We start from the raw sequence: 16,974 nt of genomic DNA, 5'->3' as shown, positions 1-16,974 counted from the left end.
GACGGCTTGGGTTTTTGCCCACCCCTTACCCTAATATTCCATGACGGCGGTTCAGATAATCGGAACTACCTTTCTCCTAGCTTTATTCAAAGCGGCGGCCATGGAATCCAAACGGAGTTACTTCGCGCCGCCAGCGCAAAGGGCTAACTGGCGGGGCTGCCTGGGTTATAAGGCGCGTAACTCCAAAGGCTTAACAGCCTGATTTTGGGCTTTGAAGACGCCCTAGCCTTTTTGGGTTGCCTGATGAATTTACCATTCCATGTCGTATTTCACAACACCATCGACCTCGATACCCTGCTTGAGCAAAGCCTCAACGGTAAGAAACGGGAGAGTGATGGCATCTAAGTCAAAATCTTTGATGAAATTTTCTTTGAGTATTTTCACGTAAGACAGCAAATCACCCACACCTTTTTTTTCTCGAATAATTGCAACCCACTGTCCATTGTGATCATTTTTAACCGTATGCGGGTGCAGGGCTAAATCCCCATCTTTACCATTGGGAGCAGGAAAGCAACTTCGATCCTGAACTACCACAATAAATTTATCCTGACTCTGCCAATGTATGATGATTCGCAGCCATGGCAGTTTGCCTTTGTTATTTATTATGTTCAAGGTATGGCTCAGAATCACTTTTCCTTCGACACGATAATAAATGTCTTCCTGAGTTTCTGGGTCTTGACCTCTGTAAACCTTAAAGGTATTTCTTCTCAGCCTGCTGCCATAAATTTCAAGAAGTGGGCGCAGTTGTTGTTCTGTAGCATTTTTCTTTCCACGACTCCAATCGCTTACGACTGACTGATGATTTGGCTTATCACCAAGTCGGCATACTTTAGCTATTTCCGTCTGAGTCCAGCCATCATTTAAAGCCATCCTGACCAGCTCTCTGGTTTGCTTGAATGGTTTCTTGTTGGTTTTTTTGCGCTTATTTTTAGTTTCATCCATTTTGCTGTTCCACCAAGCGAAAAAATAGGGGAGGATCTCTCCTCCCCTGAACGAACTTACTTGTTCTTGCCTGAGTTCTGCGGATTATTAGGGTTCATTTGCCCACCTCGATTTCCTTGGTTTTTATCGTAGGTGATGTTAGTGCCGTTGGTGCCTTTATTGCTGTTTGAAATATCGGCATTGTGATTAGATTGCTTAGCCATGATGTTTCTCCTGTTGGTTAGTTTGCAATACCCATGCTAGCAAGATGTGCTCTTAGCGCAACTGATAAAAAAATGATAAAAAGTGATATTTGATGATATTTTAATTTTTTTATCACGGTAAAGCTGAATTACCTAGCTGTAGTATTCAGAACCAGCTTGGCCTTGCTCGGAAAGAAGCTTCAAAATCAGCAGGGCAAAGGTTTTTTGTTTGCTTTCGTTTTCCAGCACTTCCATGGACAGTTTTTCATGGTCGGTCATCGAATCCAGCACCAGGTCAGTCAGCCGTTTTGGAAACAAACCATGCATCACCTGATCCCTAGAATGGCTGTTCACCTGCGCCATCACGGCCTCATCGCGGCGTACACGATCCGCAATGCCATTGGCAAAATGCAGCTGATCCTCGTCCGAGACTTCAGCACCAAAAAGATCATTCAGGGTTTCGATGATTTCAGAGAGTCGCTTTTTTTCCGGGTCATGCGCCTTGCCGGATCCCATCTCAGTCACCGGGTCCAGCACATAGTCCCCTTCATCCTCGGCGAGCTTGAGTTCGTGTTCTTTACGTTTGGTGATTCGGTAATGCGACAGCTGCAGCTCCGTGATATCCAGCTCGTCATCATCCAGTGCTTCCTGGCGCAACAGCGGTAGCAAGTGCTTGGCGAAGACACACAACTGCTCCAGTTCCGAATCATCGAAGAAGATAATCTGAGCCATGAACTCATAGGCCCGAACAAAGCTGCCCAGATTCTTCTTGAAGAGATCCAGTTGATCCAGGCCTTCACCGATCTCTTTGAGCGTGGCCTCCGCTTGCTTCAATCCATGTTCGTTGCCGTCTTTCTCGGCTTGGCGTCGTGCGCCCTGGGCGTCTTTGCGTTCTTCACGCAGCATCTTGTAGCGCTGGTTGAAGCGTTGTTGGGCAGGCTTGCAGTAATAACTCAATTGTGAGGAGGGGGCCTTGGGATCAAAGAAGGCTCGGGCAAAGCCCTCTACTTCGTTCCAGTGGTAGATCTGTTCGGCATCCAACACATCCTGCAGGTCATAGACGACCTGAGTCTCGGACACTCCGCTCAATTCCGCCTTATTGTAGTAAGGCAGGAAGGATTCCAGGATGTCGCTGGCGTCATTCACAAAGTCCAGGACAAAGGTTTCCTTGCCGGGGAATAAGCGGTTCAACCGGGACAGGGTTTGCACACATTCCACGCCTTTGAGCTTCTTGTCCACGTACATGGCACAGAGCTTGGGCTGGTCAAAACCCGTCTGGTACTTGTTGGCCACCAGCATCACGTTGAAGTCGTCGGTATCCAAAGCCTTGGCATGGTCGCGTCCGTTGAGGCCCGGATTGAGAAAACTGCTGGTTTCGGTGACTTCCTCGGGCAACACCTCATCCGACGGCAAGCTGCCGGAAAAGGCCACCAACGGATGCACATCGTTATAGCCTTGCTCCTTGATGTATTGAAGCATAGCCAGTTGATACCGAGCGGCTTCCTGGCGGCTAGAGGTCACCACCATGGCTTTCGCCTGGCCGTCCAACAGATGACGCACATTCTCCCGGAAGTGTTCAACAATCACCTCCACCTTCTGGCTGATGTTATACGGGTGCAGCCGCACCCACTTGGCCAACTTGGTTCGGGCCTTCTTGGAGTCCACCTCTTCATCTTCGCCGTCCGGGTGAGCTAGCTTCCAGGCCACCGCGTAGGTGGTGTAGCGCTTCAGCACATCCAGAATGAAACCTTCCTCAATCGCCTGGCGCATGGAATAGACATGAAAAGGCTCAGGCTTGTTGGTTTCGCTGGGTGGTTGAGATGGATCGGGCACACGACCAAACAACTCCAGCGTCTTGCCCTTGGGTGTGGCCGTGAAGGCGTAATAGCTGATCTTCTGGCTGGGCTTGCGGGAGGCAACCGCCGCGTCCAGCAACTCTTCCGCACTGATCTCTTCGCCATCCGGCAAATCACCACCCAGTATGGCTTTCAGCTTGGTTGCAGAAGAGCCGGTCTGGGAGGAATGCGCCTCGTCAGCAATCACCGCATAGCGGCCTGATGCCAGTTGCGGGTGTTTGTCCAGGGCATCAAATAATGCCGGGAAGGTCTGAATAGTGACGATGATAATGCGGGTCTTTTCAGCCAGCGCATCCGCCAACTGCTCCGATTTACTCTGGTTACCGATGTCCCGAGTAATCGGGCGAACCACCCCCTGGGCGTGTTCAAACTGATAAATGGTGTCCTGCAGCTGGCTGTCCAACACCGTGCGGTCGGTGACGACAATGATGGAGCTGAATAACTTCTGGCCGTCCTCATCGTACAGCTGAGCCAGTTGATGAGCTGACCAGGCAATGGAATTGGATTTTCCGGAACCTGCACTGTGTTGAACCAGGTAGCGCTGCCCGGCACCCTCCTTCTTCGTGGTTTGAACCAGCTGATTCACCACATCCCACTGGTGATACCGGGGAAAGACCAGGGTTTCCTTGGTCTTGCGGTTGCCGTAGAAGTCCTCCTGGGTTTTCTTTTCCAGATGCAGGAAGCGGCCAATAATCTTGAGCCAGGCATCCTTCTGGAACACCGTCTGCCACAGATAGCCCGTGGCGTAGCTGTTTTCATCCTCGGCCCTGGGGTTACCGGCACCGCCGTCTTCCGTGCCCCGGTTGAACGGCAGAAAAAAGGTATCCTGACCATTGAGCCGGGTGGTCATGGCCACCTCGTCCTGGCTGACGGCAAAGTGGACCAATGCCCCTCGCTTGAAGGTCAACAAGGGTTCCGGTTTGCGAGTTAATGGATCTTTTGCCGGGCGGTCTTTCTTGTACTGGCGCTTGGCCTGTTCAACGGTTTGTTTGAACTCGCTTTTCAGCTCCAGCGTGGCCGTGGGCAGGCCATTCACAAACAACACCAGATCCAGGCGGGGATTGTAGCTACCCGTCCGGGCATGGGGTGAATAGGACACTTCCTCAACAACCCGCAGCCGGTTGGCCGCATAGCGGTATTCAGTATCCGGGTTCATGTCATGGTCTGGCTTGAAGCTGCACAGATCGATCTTCACCCCCGGCACTTTGAAACCATGGCGAAGCACATCCAGCGTGCCCTTCTTCTCCAGTGCCCGAACCGTCTTTTGCACCAACACCTGCTCAGGGTTTTGCAGATTGCTCTGGCAAAACTTGTCCCAACGCTCCGGCCAGGCTTCCTTGAAATAGCCCACCAGATCCTCGGTGTAGACCGCATGAACCGGATCATAGCCAGAAGGCTTACCCACCAGCCAGCCCTGGCTTTTCAAATCCGCCAGGATGTCATTCTGGAAAAACTTTTCGCGGCTGTCTGCCATGACTGCTCCTATTAAAATGGGGATCTGCTCATACCCTGGCCTCCATGCCGATTTGGCGGACTTCCTCATCAAAAGCACTTTCGTCGGCGGGTGGCTGCCAGTCACGGACATCGATTTTGCCGGTGACGGCGGCAGAAATTAGGGCTGAACGGCGTTCAGTAAGTAACTGAATTCCCGCATCAGCTTGCTTCTGCAACTCGGTAAAGCGACTGAGTTCAACTTCAAGAAACTTAAGTATCTGCTCTTGCTCTTCCGTCGAAGGTAGTGGCAAATCCAAATTCATTACATTACTTGATGAAATTGATGCCAAATTCGTACTTTGCTTGGAGTTTAGGAAAAAGTACGAGCGAGCCCGGCTCGACTGAGTAAACATAGCCAACCATTCTGGCTTCAAGTATTTGTTCGGACGAATCGCAAAGACATGGTTTTGGTGTAAGCATGGATTGATTTCGGCTTGCCACACCGTTCCTCTTCCTAGCTTATCGTTGTCTCCACCCTCATTCATGAGGACGTCACCAGATCTCAGGCTATAACGTTCAATTTCTGACTCAAGGACCGCAATTTCCTTTACCTCCGTCAAGTCCACATAGCCCGCCTGAACATTCGCAACCCGCAGATATGGAAGAGTAACCGTCTTTTGGTCTTGGTAATCTTTACCTTTGGCAATTCCCCCTTGAATGGTTGCGTACCACCTTAGCTTTCCAACCGACCAATGAGCCGGCACCTCACCAAGCCACTCCACCTCGGAGTCTTTCATCGGCACATCCGGATCCAGCCCCTTGGTCACCGCATGGGAAATCACCGCCTGGCGTTTTTCCTGCAGCAGCTCAATCAGGCGCTTCTGTTCGTGGATCAGGGCATCGATTTTGGCGGTTTCGTGGTCCAGGAAGCGGGCGATTTGTTTCTGCTCCACTGCCGATGGAACTGGCAGAAAAACTTCACCAGCATCGGACCATCGAAAATCTGTAGACCGTTCACGGATGCCCTTCGCCAAGGATGTGACAAAGCCTGACAACGCCATACTGCGTAGAAGCTTGCCTGACGTGGTCAAGGTTTTTGTGACACCCAGTTAAGCCGCCTCTTTCACTTCCGACCACTGCTGCTCAAAATGATTTGGGCTCATATAGCCCAGATAGGAGTGCAGCCGCCTGCCGTTATAGAACATACTGATGTACTCCAGAATGTCCTGTTGGGCTTCATGGCGTGTCTGGTAACTCCTCCAGTGCACCCGCTCCTGCTTCAGGCTGCCAAAGAAGCTTTCCACAACAGCATTGTCCCAACAGTCACCTTTCCTGCTCATGCTGCCTCGGATGCCGTGGGCTTTCAGTAAACGTCGGAACGCTTTGCTGGCATACTGGGAACCCCGATCCGAATGGTGGATTAACCCGGCCTGGGGTTGTCGTTGCCACAGAGCCATCTGCAAGGCATCGCAAACAAGCCTCGACTTCATTCTTGAACTCATGCTCCAGCCCACCACCCGGCGTGAACACAGGTCGATGACAACAGCCAGGTAAAGCCAGCCTTCCTGCGTCCAGATGTAGGTTACATCGGAGGCATAAGCCTGGTCAGGCTGAGGCACATCAAACTTGCGCTTGAGCAGGTTGTCGAAGACCGGATGACCATGGTTGCTGTTGGTCGTGGCCTTGTATTTCCTGCGCTGACGGGCCTGAACACCCGCCTCACGCATTAGTTTTCTGGCCTTGCTTCGGCTCACCGGGTAGCCGAGTGCATTGAGTGCTCGCTGCATTCGACGGCTACCATAGACATAGCCTGCACTCTCGGCAATGTTCTTGACCTCTTCCAGCATTTCCTGACGCAAAGGGTTATCCGGGCCATTCTCCAGACGCTTCTGGTACTGGTAATAGCCATTGCGACTGACACCCAATACCTGACACTGCAGGCTGATGGGGTAGGCATTCTTGTGCTGGGTGATGAACGAATATTTTATTTCGTTTCGGCTGCAAAGAATGCCGTCGCCTTTTTTAATATATCTCTTTCCATTTCAAGGCGTTTGACCTGGGCCTTGAGCTTTCTGAGTTCTTCCTGCTCGGGGGTCAGCTTGCCATTACCACGAAAGGACTGACCCTCATCAGACCGGTGTTCCTGCACCCAGCGCCCCAGCATCTGGGAGTTGATGCCCAGGCTTCTTGCGGCTTCAGTTCGGGTGTAATTCTGTTCAAGCACCAGACTGATGGCATCCAGTTTGAATTCTTTGGAGTATTTCTTGCGTGTTGTCATTGCTTTCACCTCAGTTAAGTTGATTATGCTTAACTGGGTTGTACAAATCCATTAGACCACCTCATATAGCCCAGATAGGAGTGCAGCCGCCTGCCGTTATAGAACATACTGATGTACTCCAGAATGTCCTGTTGGGCTTCATGGCGTGTCTGGTAACTCCTCCAGTGCACCCGCTCCTGCTTCAGGCTGCCAAAGAAGCTTTCCACAACAGCATTGTCCCAACAGTCACCTTTCCTGCTCATGCTGCCTCGGATGCCGTGGGCTTTCAGTAAACGTCGGAACGCTTTGCTGGCATACTGGGAACCCCGATCCGAATGGTGGATTAACCCGGCCTGGGGTTGTCGTTGCCACAGAGCCATCTGCAAGGCATCGCAAACAAGCCTCGACTTCATTCTTGAACTCATGCTCCAGCCCACCACCCGGCGTGAACACAGGTCGATGACAACAGCCAGGTAAAGCCAGCCTTCCTGCGTCCAGATGTAGGTTACATCGGAGGCATAAGCCTGGTCAGGCTGAGGCACATCAAACTTGCGCTTGAGCAGGTTGTCGAAGACCGGATGACCATGGTTGCTGTTGGTCGTGGCCTTGTATTTCCTGCGCTGACGGGCCTGAACACCCGCCTCACGCATTAGTTTTCTGGCCTTGCTTCGGCTCACCGGGTAGCCGAGTGCATTGAGTGCTCGCTGCATTCGACGGCTACCATAGACATAGCCTGCACTCTCGGCAATGTTCTTGACCTCTTCCAGCATTTCCTGACGCAAAGGGTTATCCGGGCCATTCTCCAGACGCTTCTGGTACTGGTAATAGCCATTGCGACTGACACCCAATACCTGACACTGCAGGCTGATGGGGTAGGCATTCTTGTGCTGGGTGATGAACGAATATTTTATTTCGTTTCGGCTGCAAAGAATGCCGTCGCCTTTTTTAATATATCTCTTTCCATTTCAAGGCGTTTGACCTGGGCCTTGAGCTTTCTGAGTTCTTCCTGCTCGGGGGTCAGCTTGCCATTACCACGAAAGGACTGACCCTCATCAGACCGGTGTTCCTGCACCCAGCGCCCCAGCATCTGGGAGTTGATGCCCAGGCTTCTTGCGGCTTCAGTTCGGGTGTAATTCTGTTCAAGCACCAGACTGATGGCATCCAGTTTGAATTCTTTGGAGTATTTCTTGCGTGTTGTCATTGCTTTCACCTCAGTTAAGTTGATTATGCTTAACTGGGTTGTACAAATCCATTAGACCACCTCAGCCATAATACTCTGGAAGGCTTGAGGCCTCTGAATTTGGCACACAAACAGAATAAACGGGGGATGACTTGCCATCCGAATCAGAAACTCCAATTGCTCCAGCAAATGCATCCATCGCGTGAATTACCAAGTCTCCTGCCCTAATTCCTTGATAACCAATTTCCTGAACAGCATTGGTAAAACCATCAGTCCTTCGCTTTGATCGAAGCGTTACAGCCCCATCCCGGAAGGAAGTGACAATTCCATCGCCCTCTCTTACTGGTCGTTTTACGAGAGAGAACAAATGTTTAAGTCGGATCAAATCCCAGCTATCAGGGATATCCCCAAGCCATTTTAGATTAGAGCTTTTGTAGTTCGGGTACTGTGGGAAACTCACGCCGACAACCCCTCAATTATTTGCTTAACTCCATCGGTATGCTCCTTCAGTCCCGCATAAGTAAGAACCAAGAGCCAGACGTTAATTGTTTTCATGGTTCGCCTCCACCGATGTTTTCCAAATGGGCATTGCTCGCCAATCCGCAGGAAAGCCCATCTTCGAGGTCTCAATTTGGTGTTTTTCCAGTAAAGCGATCAGCCGCTCTGCCCAGTGGTTCTCGGGGCTGATCACGCTCAGTAAATGGACAAGCATAACCAGAGTGTTATAGATGTTTCGGGTTCGGATTGTGCTCATGTTGTCTTTCAGCCCAGTGGGTTTTGTCCTGGGCAACGGCATGGTTACCGTCAGTTTGCGATTCCATACTCGGCTGTGGTGCGCGCAAAGATTGCGAACATAGGTCAGGTGCCGAGCGAAGTTTTTCAGCATGCCCTGATCCATCTGGTAGGTTTTTGCCAGGGCTGCACGATCTGATGGCACCATCTGGGTGATCCAACGTGAAAGCATGCCGAAAGACATAATCTCGCTCACCGCCCAAACCGGGGGTGATACCGGCTTTTGGTATTTTTCCTGATAATGCTGGATGAAGGCTTCTTCAGAGCGCGATAGCTCTTTTTCCAATTGCGCCAGATGTCTGGCATGCAGTTTTAGATTGGATGCATGGCTGGCATCCAGGTAGGCATGGGGTCCGTGCCGGTGCGCCATATGATAGGCCCACTGGGCGCGCAAGGAGACTTCAACCCGCTCAATCGCATCCAGCAGCAGTAGCCGGAACTCTCGATCAAAAATATAAAGATTGAGTACAGCGTCGAAGGTGGTACCGGGGGTGAACTGATGGGTGGCATGATCGGCCTCGAACGGGAGCCAGTAGCCCGTCAGGCGGTAATAATTGATATGGCCCAGGTAATGCAGAGCACGGCCTGCATCCGGGATAACCATACCTCTGGCGCGCAGGAGGTCTACTTGCTGCTCCCAACGGGTGGCTGGTTTATTAAAATCCATTTTCAGCGCCCCAGAAACAAGTAACCCGCCGGTTTGAGGGTGCTCCGTAGAGCATAGCCTTGGCGGGTATTGTTAAGAGCAATATATACACATTTCGGCCGTTCAGCAAGTGAGCCGCTGCTTTTTCGCTGGCCGGATGCAAAAAATTCGCCAAAGGGTGCATCAACGATGGGCATCATGCCGACAACCCCTCAATCATCTGCTTGATCCGGTCGGTGCACTGCTTCAGGTCGGCATCAATCGCATCCAGTGGGCGCGGCGGTGTGAATTCGTAGAAGTGCCGGTTAAACGGAATCTCGAAACCCACGATACCCACTTCCCCGTCTTGTTCATCGCACTTGGATTCATCAATCCAGGCATCCGGTACATGGGGTTTTACTTCCCGTTCAAAGTAGTCGTAGACGGATTCGCTCAGCGGCACGTTTTCGTAATCCCGTAGGCCGGTATCCGGTTCCGGTAGGCCTTTTTTGTCGGTGCAGATGTCCGCTTCAGGGTCGCGTTCACTCAGGGCGTTGAGTAGCGCCTTGGTTTGCGGGGCACTCGGGTACACCTGGTGATCGGTCAACTGAGATTTAAGCGCCTTTTGGAACTCGGTGCGGTTGCGGTAGACCTTATCGGAATCCATGGCTCGACAGGCCGCCTGAATCCTCTCCTGCTCTTCGGCCTCCATCTTCTGGATGGCTTTCTCCTCCAGAAGGCGATCCACGCGTTCTTCTGAGGTCTGGAAGTTTAGTTGCAGTGGTCGCTCGACGGTAATGCGGCGATAGCCAAAGGCTTCGATTGGGAAGATTTTGCTCTTCTTGGTTTCCTGGAATTCCCCGTACATCCGCACGATCTCGTCCTGGTCGGCATCGCTGACAAACTGGCGCTTGCTGCCCAGAGATTTGCGCATTTTGCTGGCTCGGTCAGTGGCATCAATCAGCTGAACCTTGCCTTTACGCTGGCCGGGCTTGTTGTTGGACAAGACCCACACATAGGTGGCAATGCCGGTGTTGTAGAACATATCCGTGGGCAGGGCAACGATGGCTTCCACCAGGTCATTCTGCAGCAGATAGCGGCGGATCTCAGACTCACCACTGCCAGCACCGCCGGTGAACAAGGGGCTGCCATTCAGGATGATACCAATGCGGGAGCCACCTTCACGGGCGTCTCGCATCTTGCTGACCAGGTGCATCAGGAACAACAGCGAACCATCCGACACTCGGGGCAAACCAGGGCCAAAGCGACCGTTAAAACCTTTCTGCTTGTGTTCGTCGTTCACCTGCTTTTGAACCTTCTTCCACTCCACGCCAAACGGCGGGTTGGAGAGCATCACATCAAAGGTATTGGCAGCCAGCTGGTCATCGGACAGGGTGTTGCCCAGCTTGATGTTGCTGACTTCCTGACCCTTGATCAGCATATCCGCCTTACAGATGGCGTAGGATTCGGGGTTCAACTCCTGGCCATGCAGGGAAACGGTGACCTGTTCACTGATCTTTTGGATGTACTCATCGCCTTCGGAAAGAAAGCCACCCGTACCCGCTGTCGGATCGTAAATGGTGACGATGCTGTTGGGCTTGAGCTTGGCTTCCTGGTCGGTCAGAACCAGTGAGGTAGTCAGGTGAACGATGTCTCGCGGGGTAAAGTGTTCCCCGGCGGTTTCATTGGAGCTTTCGGCAAACTTGCGGATCAGCTCTTCAAAGATCACACCCATACCAAAATTGCTGATGGAGCCGGGGCTCAGGTCAATACTGGCGAACCTTCGCACCACCTGATACAGCAGATTGTTGGCGCTGAGTTGTTGAACAAAGTCTTCAAAGTGGAAATGCTCAAAGATCTCCCGGGCATCCTGGCTGAAGGCCTGGACATAACTCATCAGGTCTTCTGCCGTCTGAGTATCCGAGAGCTTGGACAGGCTCAAGGGCGAGGCATTGAAAAAGGACTGGTCTGCGCAACGCAACAACAACTTTTCCCGCACCGCATCCGGTTTGTTCTGGTGCTCGTTAGCAGCAGAAAGAACCTTATCCTTGGTGGGCTCCAGCACACATTCCAGGCGGCGCAACAAGGTGAACGGCAGAATCACCCGACCGTACTGGCTTTGCTTGAAGTCACCGCGCAACAGATCGGCCACCGACCAGATGAACGCTGCGGTCTGGGAGGCAGAAGTTTTATCGTCAGTCATTACAGGGAATCCCTTTCAAAAGGCGGCAGCCCAGTGCCTGAAATTTGCTTGGGGTGATCTTATCACACCCTAGAAAACCAGTAACTTAGACTCAGACGCCCCGTTATTTAGATAACGGGGCAAGGGTTCTGATAAGATCAAGTTTCAACTGGACACCTAGATTCATCAGGCCAGCATTTCCGGCTGGTGGATTCAATAAATGCGCCACCACCTCAAAGCCAGATGATTTCCGAATTGATTGAGGTTTGCTTCAATCTTCAAAGGGACCAATCAGGGAATCCAGACCCTCTTCTTTAACAGTGGCATGGAATTGATCCAGAGCTGCCTGATCGGTTTCCAGAGGATCTTCCCAGACGGTGGAATTGCCCAACTCATCGACCACTTCAAGAATCCAGCCAGGTTCTTCTGTACCTCGATAAATTTCCACCTGAACCGTTTTGCCATCCAAGGAATACTCACAGCCCAGCGGGCTTATCTCAATTTCGATTTCTTCAGACATCATTTCAACGCTCACTTTTCAAAAAATTCCGGCAACTCACAGGCGTTCACCAAAAACTTTTCCTGGTTCAAACCTAACCGCCGATGGCAGGACGTAGATTCTAGCATGCTTCAAGTTCAACCACTGTGCAGCTTGTGCTTGGCCCAGCCTGCGATTAAGAGATGATTTGCAAAGTGTTTTGATCAGGGAGGTTCATCAAAAAAAAAAGTAGCAAGGGGGAGCATTAGCACCGAATGATTGGTGCAAGATGGGTGGAAAGGTAGCCACCCATCAATTTTTTGGCCTTGTACCGGGTTTTGAGGATGCGCATTAAAGCCAGTGAACAAGGACTTTCACCGACACGCACCCTGGAAATTGCCCGCAGGACACAATTTTTTCAGGTCACTTGTACAGTAAAGAAACGGCCAGCGGCCTGATCTTTTTGGTGCACTTAAACTGCCCCAGCCTGCCGCATCGGGCTTGTAGTGCCAATTCTTAAAGAGCGTTTTCAGATAAATCAGCAACTTACGCTCTACCTGTCGAGCTCGAGTTGAGTTGTTCACGCAGGTTTGCCAAAAACCTTTTACCGGCCCTGCGGTTTTGTGTTCAAGTTGATTGTTGCCGCATCGGGGGCAGCTGCTGACAACATCCTATCCGCGCAGCATCACATCACCCTCTGGGGCAAAGGTTTTGCTCCAGACGCATTCTTTGCAGCAGAGTTCATAGGGTTGGGGCTTGATCATGCTGCTCCTGCTGGTTGAACATCAGCTTGATTCATGGCAATTTTTCTTTAAGATTAATTCAAATCATAAGCAAGTGAAAACACATTAACAAACTCTGATGCATTTTATTTAAACTCTGATCCTGCAGGCAGCACAACAACACAAAGCGACAAATTGATTCGCCTTAACTCAAGGAAGTGGACTCGGTATGATCTATACACTGCTACAAGAAAACGCGACAGAAGAACGCCAACTAATTTTAAAATTGTTGGGGCTAGGGCTGGCTCAACAGCTACCCATGCAGCCTCAAGCTCGGATTTATCTGGAACAACTCGCCAAAATGGCTGACCTGACTGCACAGGAAATGAGTGCCGCCATGCGGGTGGACCTGCGTGAGGAGTGGCTTTTTGAACCGATGATTCAAGACCATCTTGGTGTGGAGGCGCAAAAGTTATTGCTGCTTTTAGGCCAATTAACCGAGCTGGCTTTTGATGATAACAAGGGACTCAAAGACTTTTTTGGCAAGCAGCTCGAACCCCATGTGCATCTGGGCAGTGAATACAAAAAACGCTCGCGCTACTTGGCCAGCACCCTATGCAAAGGCGCAATGGCCATTTATGACCTGATTTATGCCACTGAGCTGGATAAAAAAGCACGCCAAGCCAAGCCGGTGAGTACGAAGCTATTTTTAATCGATCCAGAATTGCTGATTGATTTAAACCCCCAGCAGGCGGCTGATTTTCTGGCAATCTTTCAGCAGCATTTTTCATCTACTACGCCTGAAGATGACTTAGAGACCCTGGAAGCCCTGTTCATAACACAGGTTTTGCCAGTGTTTGAGCAACACGCAGGCCAGAGCATGCCAGCACCCGGTGCGGAATTAAACATCAACGAGTTACCCGCCTGGTTACAAAAGCTGCTGCTAATCCTGCTTTTGTGGCCGCTGGAGGCCACAGATCAACCCCTCTATTCCGCTAAAATCGCGACCCTAGCTGAATTTTTTGGTCGCTTAACCAAAGACTTAGAAAAAACCTTTTTTAGCCGAGTTCTAAGCTATAAACAGGCCACACAAGAGGCTTTGGATGCACTACGCCAACTGGATGGCAGTCACTATAAAAGCCGTGATAACCGCACCCACTACATGCGAAAAGCCCTGAGTGTTGTGGAATTTGCCACCGATTATGTACCTACTTTATCCGTTGCCAAGCGAAGCTTTTCCCAGTTTCGCAAACATGCCACTCAGCTCGCCAGCCAGCAGCAGACGCAAGGTCTTGAAAAAACTTTTGGTCTGCACCACTTGATCCCAGTACCCAGCAACCAGCCCTTGCTGAATATCTGCATTGATGGCTTCTTATCAGAAGCTTCCAAAGAACAGTTTTGTGACTGGCAAAGCGGGTTTGAGCAGCTGCCCACGCTGACGGGTGGGTTGGCAGGTTTTGCCTGGCCAGCCAGAAACCTGGTGGCGGCTAATTTAAGTTTCTGGTATGAAGCAGTGGACAATGCCGCCACCTATGGCCAGCGCCTCGCACATGATATCAAGTTCATGCACGCCACCAACCCGCAACTGCGTTTACGCCTGCTGGGGCATTCTTTGGGCAGCCGAGTAATTTACCATGCACTGATTGAACTCATCGGCAGCGGCTGCAAGGTGGAAGAAGTCTACTTACTGGGTGGAGCCGTTTCGCGCAAAGACCGCCAAGGCTGGGGCGGGGCGCTGCAATCCGTCACCCGGCGCGTGGTGAACTGCTATTCGCACAATGACCAGGTACTGCAAAAGCTCTACCGCACAGCACAACTCGGCGACGAACCCATTGGCTTGGGGGAGCTGGAATTTTTTGACACCAAAGGCAGCCAGCAGGCAGAAGTGGTGAATATTAATGCCAGCAGCATCATTACAGGACATAATGACTACAAACCCAAACTGCAAGCGGTGATTGAGCAGGTATAGAAGCCATAAAAATCAATGGCCTTATAGTATTTTGGCTCGTGACTTGCAATTCATCAGATTGGTGAATTGCAAAAAAACACTAGTATTCCGTTCGTTTAATTCGATAGTTTACCATTAATCGCACTATTTTTTGCCTTGCCACCGAAGTCATGATGGATTCAGCCGTTTTAGTCCAGTGGAAGGGCTAGGCAAGCTCTTTGTTATGAACCTTGTTGTTATGGCGAAGGGCTTTCACCAAGTCACCGGTAACTTTCTACGCTATCAAAAATTTTATCGTTAATTATAATCTCATACATCATAGGGTCAGATGTGGTCAAGCTGATAACTCCTGGAGCAATTTACTTCAGTCTGTCAGGCAATCCTCTACAAATTGAGAGATTCACCTCAACAAAGTCCTTCCATGTATATGTGGAAGCATAGTTTTTCCGATACTGTAGCTCTACTCGACAGATATCAGGTCTCGTATCATAGATACTACATTTTTTATTATTAATATTGAGGTGACGGCAAATACCATCACCTCGGTCCAGACTTTTCGTCTCTTGCGAAAAGTGAACATTTGAACAACACTTTCCACACGAATTGCAAGGAAATAGGGTTAAAGATTGCTGGCTCATAAGCTCTTTAACCAAGCACGAGTACTATCGAGGTTGTTTGACTCGAATGGAAGCTCTATCTCTCGTTTACTTATCTCTTTCGATAGCATGAGACTTCTTTCTTGTTCGCAGCTGGTAGATTCCAGGCTGCATGCAAACCTTGTCAGCTCTTCTGGCGAAAGATTGAACTCAACTCTGGACAGTTCAATCAAATATCGGTCGAGTTCAGTATTAACTTTTTGAAAGTACTCTAATGTTATTCTAGCTTTTGATTTGAACTGATCGAGGTAATCCCAGACTTTTTGCATTAACTGACTGTGATCCAAAAAGTAGGTAATACCGATAGTCATTAAACCTGTTGCGACAGAACTTACGAAGGCAGCCAGTTCGGTACCAAGAGGGAAAGTCATTAAAGAGGAAAGTTGTTGGTGGAGCATGACCCCCATAGCAACGGCGACACCTGTTGACAAGATACGAATTACTTCACGTGCCAATGCACCAGGAGCAAGTTTATCTGGGTTAAAGAATAGGATCTTAACCGCCGAGACCAAACTCGACCAGGTTTCTCGTAAGAGCTTACCAATCAACTTTTGAGTAGTGAAAAAGATGTTCATTATGGTGGTGCTTAAGCTAGATAAAGCACCTGCCAAGGCTCCATTTTTAAATTCATCCAAAATATCTTTGAATCGAATTTTTACTCTATTCCAAATACCCTTAGCCATGGACTTCAGCTTCTCAAGAAATTTTTCAAGGGTAAAGTTACCCTCTGTTTCTTTAAAAGCCTTAGGAATGGCATCTTTTAGTTCAAACCAGACCTCAGCAAGAACAAGCCCCAGTGCCTGCCTTACGCCCATCTTAAAGCCAGCTTTACCAGATTCCATCGCTGTACTCTTAAAGAACTTACTGCTGGTGTAGTAAGTAGCATTAATCTGCTTATCGTACTCCTGTCTTGCCTTCTTATCGGCTTCTCGCATTTTGTCTTCGTCAATACTCTCAAGAACCTCAATTTGCTCATTCTGCTTAGCAAGCTTGCTCTCAAGCTGACTTTTTTCATGGCGTTGCTGTTTAGTTTCGGTTGGCATAGATTCTAATTGCTGTCTATCTTTTTCAATGCTCTTGCGCTTGTTTTCAATTGTCTTTGGAACAATTGTGGTCAGAAAATCATCCATCGAATGATCTGATTTGAGGTTATTTATATAATAATGGGTCGACTGAAAATTTGAGTCTTGGTTGGCAAGCTCTACGCCGTTGAGGCCAGCAAGCACCCTTCCTGCATCGTCGTGGACTTCATGGGATGATATGGTGTGGTCCAGTTGGCGCTGTTCGTCTCTGGACATCTTTTTGCCACGGTATTGATCAATCAGCTCACCGCGTTGTTGCTGCTGTTTGTCCTCTTTTCCCTTGGCCTTATAATTTTGGTGTGAATGGTAAAGGTCTCCCTTTTTGGGGTTGCCCTTTCCATCGGTCATAATGTCGCCATTCGTATCATACTTGATGGGCTTGTAGTCACCTCTATTGGTGTAGTCTTGTTTAACACCATCAGACATATAAATATCTGTATCGCCTTTTTGATGTTCGCGAGCATTATGGGTCGTCGCAACATCTCCACCTTTTTTATCTTCGAAAAGCAAAAAATCAAGGCCGAATGTAGTGACTATGCTTTTAGTCACGTTTTTATTTAGTTCCTCAACCAACCGGAAATCTTGTGTATCAGTTCTTGGCATGTCATACAACTCCAAAAAGGAAGGAGACTCCCCTC

The 16,974-nt window shown here is 49.9% G+C and carries 13 protein-coding genes; 1 reads left to right on the top strand and 12 read right to left on the bottom strand.

All coding sequences use genetic code 11. The annotated features are described in order from the left end of the window. Window positions 1-249 precede the first annotated feature (249 nt). From LG323_RS02820 to LG323_RS02775, 10 genes are all read right to left on the bottom strand, one after another. Entirely contained in the window at window positions 250-942 is a 693-nt protein-coding gene (locus LG323_RS02820) for a hypothetical protein (protein ID WP_404418853.1), read from the bottom strand. A 56-nt stretch (window positions 943-998) separates the two neighbouring features. Beyond that, window positions 999-1,145: an alpha-amylase gene (locus LG323_RS02815; RefSeq protein ID WP_404418851.1), complete on the bottom strand. Its 147-nt coding sequence runs from the start codon at window positions 1,143-1,145 to the stop codon at window positions 999-1,001. A gap of 132 nt (window positions 1,146-1,277) precedes the next feature. Further along, the gene (locus tag LG323_RS02810) at window positions 1,278-4,454 is read right to left on the bottom strand and encodes a type I restriction endonuclease subunit R (RefSeq protein ID WP_404418849.1); all 3,177 of its coding nucleotides are present in this window, start codon (window positions 4,452-4,454) and stop codon (window positions 1,278-1,280) included. A gap of 28 nt (window positions 4,455-4,482) precedes the next feature. Beyond that, window positions 4,483-5,505 (bottom strand): restriction endonuclease subunit S, encoded by a 1,023-nt coding sequence (locus tag LG323_RS02805; protein ID WP_404418847.1) that lies wholly within the window; start codon window positions 5,503-5,505, stop codon window positions 4,483-4,485. A gap of 18 nt (window positions 5,506-5,523) precedes the next feature. Further along, window positions 5,524-6,692 (bottom strand): IS3 family transposase gene (locus LG323_RS02800; protein WP_404418845.1). Its coding sequence is split into 2 segments (ribosomal slippage): window positions 5,524-6,440 and window positions 6,440-6,692, totalling 1,170 coding nucleotides; the frame shifts between segments, so codons are not numbered across the junction. A 29-nt stretch (window positions 6,693-6,721) separates the two neighbouring features. Continuing rightward, a protein-coding gene (locus tag LG323_RS02795; protein WP_404418843.1) for an IS3 family transposase occupies window positions 6,722-7,872 on the bottom strand; the annotation gives its coding sequence in 2 pieces (ribosomal slippage) (window positions 6,722-7,608 and window positions 7,608-7,872; 1,152 coding nt in all). A gap of 61 nt (window positions 7,873-7,933) precedes the next feature. Beyond that, entirely contained in the window at window positions 7,934-8,311 is a 378-nt protein-coding gene (locus tag LG323_RS02790) for a hypothetical protein (RefSeq protein ID WP_404418841.1), read from the bottom strand. Between the two features lie 81 nt (window positions 8,312-8,392). Continuing rightward, on the bottom strand, window positions 8,393-9,310 hold the full coding sequence (locus LG323_RS02785) for an Abi family protein (RefSeq protein WP_404418839.1): 918 nt from the start codon (window positions 9,308-9,310) through the stop codon (window positions 8,393-8,395). Window positions 9,311-9,485: 175 nt separating this feature from the next. Further along, window positions 9,486-11,471 carry an N-6 DNA methylase gene (locus tag LG323_RS02780; protein ID WP_404418837.1) on the bottom strand — a complete coding sequence of 662 codons (1,986 nt, stop codon included), beginning with the start codon at window positions 11,469-11,471 and terminating at the stop codon, window positions 9,486-9,488. 250 nt (window positions 11,472-11,721) lie between these two features. After that, window positions 11,722-11,973 carry a hypothetical protein gene (locus LG323_RS02775; RefSeq protein WP_404418835.1) on the bottom strand — a complete coding sequence of 84 codons (252 nt, stop codon included), beginning with the start codon at window positions 11,971-11,973 and terminating at the stop codon, window positions 11,722-11,724. 996 nt (window positions 11,974-12,969) lie between these two features. Between LG323_RS02775 and LG323_RS02770 the strand changes: the two genes are divergently transcribed. Next, a complete protein-coding gene (locus LG323_RS02770; protein ID WP_404418834.1) occupies window positions 12,970-14,619 on the top strand; it encodes a DUF726 domain-containing protein in 1,650 nt (549 codons plus the stop codon). Window positions 14,620-14,957: 338 nt separating this feature from the next. On the opposite strand, the gene LG323_RS02765 is transcribed toward LG323_RS02770, so the two are convergent. Continuing rightward, entirely contained in the window at window positions 14,958-15,236 is a 279-nt protein-coding gene (locus LG323_RS02765) for a YkgJ family cysteine cluster protein (protein ID WP_404418832.1), read from the bottom strand. Next, window positions 15,233-16,939, bottom strand: coding sequence for a hypothetical protein (locus LG323_RS02760; RefSeq protein ID WP_404418830.1), 1,707 nt, complete (start codon window positions 16,937-16,939; stop codon window positions 15,233-15,235). Before LG323_RS02760 ends, LG323_RS02765 begins: the two co-directional genes overlap by 4 nt. Between the last annotated feature and the right edge of the window lie 35 nt (window positions 16,940-16,974).

This window comes from Marinospirillum sp., from assembly GCF_044810985.1.
Classification (GTDB): domain Bacteria; phylum Pseudomonadota; class Gammaproteobacteria; order Pseudomonadales; family Halomonadaceae; genus Marinospirillum.
This window is presented reverse-complemented; position numbering and strand designations above follow the sequence as displayed.

Bases quoted from the DNA above. Each gene is read 5' to 3' on its own strand.
- LG323_RS02815 (WP_404418851.1), bottom strand. From the start codon at position 1,145: ATGGCTAAGCAATCTAATCACAATGCCGATATTTCAAACAGCAATAAA.
- LG323_RS02785 (WP_404418839.1), bottom strand. From the start codon at position 9,310: ATGGATTTTAATAAACCAGCCACCCGTTGGGAGCAGCAAGTAGACCTC.
- LG323_RS02780 (WP_404418837.1), bottom strand. From the start codon at position 11,471: ATGACTGACGATAAAACTTCTGCCTCCCAGACCGCAGCGTTCATCTGG.
- LG323_RS02810 (WP_404418849.1), bottom strand. From the start codon at position 4,454: ATGGCAGACAGCCGCGAAAAGTTTTTCCAGAATGACATCCTGGCGGAT.
- LG323_RS02770 (WP_404418834.1), top strand. From the start codon at position 12,970: ATGCAGCCTCAAGCTCGGATTTATCTGGAACAACTCGCCAAAATGGCT.
- LG323_RS02765 (WP_404418832.1), bottom strand. From the start codon at position 15,236: ATGAGCCAGCAATCTTTAACCCTATTTCCTTGCAATTCGTGTGGAAAG.
- LG323_RS02820 (WP_404418853.1), bottom strand. From the start codon at position 942: ATGGATGAAACTAAAAATAAGCGCAAAAAAACCAACAAGAAACCATTC.
- LG323_RS02775 (WP_404418835.1), bottom strand. From the start codon at position 11,973: ATGATGTCTGAAGAAATCGAAATTGAGATAAGCCCGCTGGGCTGTGAG.
- LG323_RS02760 (WP_404418830.1), bottom strand. From the start codon at position 16,939: ATGCCAAGAACTGATACACAAGATTTCCGGTTGGTTGAGGAACTAAAT.